This window comes from Streptomyces sp. BE20, from assembly GCF_036322525.1.
Taxonomy (GTDB): Bacteria; Actinomycetota; Actinomycetes; order Streptomycetales; family Streptomycetaceae; genus Kitasatospora.
Genome location: NZ_JAQYWW010000916.1, coordinates 1 through 1240, shown reverse-complemented (window position 1 = coordinate 1240; position 1240 = coordinate 1). Strand labels below are relative to the sequence as shown.

Annotated in this window: 1 protein-coding gene; it reads left to right on the top strand. The window is 75.6% G+C overall.

What is annotated here, in order from left to right:
- Positions 1–1240, top strand: a 1240-nt coding sequence (locus PUR61_RS21225; protein ID WP_329880761.1) for a polyketide synthase dehydratase domain-containing protein, incomplete at both ends; no start/stop codon positions are given.

The window sequence follows — 1240 nt, the reverse complement described above, 5'->3', positions numbered from 1 at the left end:
CGCCGCCCTGCGCCGCGACCGCGACGAGGCCACCACGCTGCTCACCGCCGTCGCCGAGCTGTTCGTCCACGGGCAGCCCGTCACCTGGCGGGTCCTCTTCGACGGCACCGGCGCCCGCCCGACCGACCTGCCCACCTACCCGTTCCAGCGCCGGCGGTACTGGCTGGAGACCGCCGCCGGGACGGGCGACGTCACCTCGGTCGGTCTCTACGCGTCCGACCACCCGCTGCTCGGCGCCGCGATGCTGCTCGCCGACGGCGACGGCGCCCTGCTCACCGGCCGGCTGGCCGCGGGGACTCCCGGCTGGCTCGCCGACCACCAGGTGTTCGGCTCCGTGCTCGTCCCGGGGACCGCCCTGCTGGACCTCGTCCTCGCCGCCGGACGACGGGTGGGCGCGAACGGTGTCGACGAGCTGATCCTGCGTGAGCCCCTGGTGATCCCGCCGCAGGGCGGCGTCCGGTTGCAGGTCCGGGTCGGGCCCGCCGCCGACGCGGACCGCCGCACGGTCACCGTCTACAGCCAGCCCGAGGACGGCGACGCCGAGACCTGGAGCACCCACGCCGAGGGCACGCTCGCCCCGGCCGCCGGGGTCGACGCCGACCTCAGCCTGATCGCCTGGCCCCCGAGCGGTGCCGATGAGATCGCGATCGACGGGCTGTACGAGGCGTTCGCCGACGCGGGTCTGTCCTACGGTCCGGCGTTCCGGGGCCTGCGCCGGGCCTGGCGGGCCGGCGGGACGGTGTTCGCGGAGGTTGCGGTCGACCAGCCGACCGACGGGTACGGCATGCACCCGGCACTGTTCGACGCGGCGTTGCACGCGATCGGCGCGGGGGAACTGCTGCCGGACGGGGAGGTGCGACTGCCGTTCGCCTTCACCGGCGTGCGGATCACCGGAACGGCTTCCCGGGAGCTGCGCGTCCGCCTCTCCCGGGGGGACGGCACCGACGAGGTGCGCCTCCTGCTCGCGGACGGGACCGGGATCCCGGTCGCCGAGGTGGACGCGCTCCGGCTCCGGCCCGTGACGGCCGGTCAGCTGGCTCGTGGTGCGGCGGACCGTGTGCTGTTCGGGGTGGAGTGGGCCGCGCAGGAGGTGGCGGGTGAGGTGCCGGGTGCGGTGATGCGTCTCGGTGACGAGCTGCCGGTGCCGGTGCCGGTGCTGTTGGTGGATGCGACGGGGGCGGGTGCGGCCGGGGATCGGGCTGCCGCGCTGTTGGTGCTGCTTCAGGCGTGGCTGTCGGAT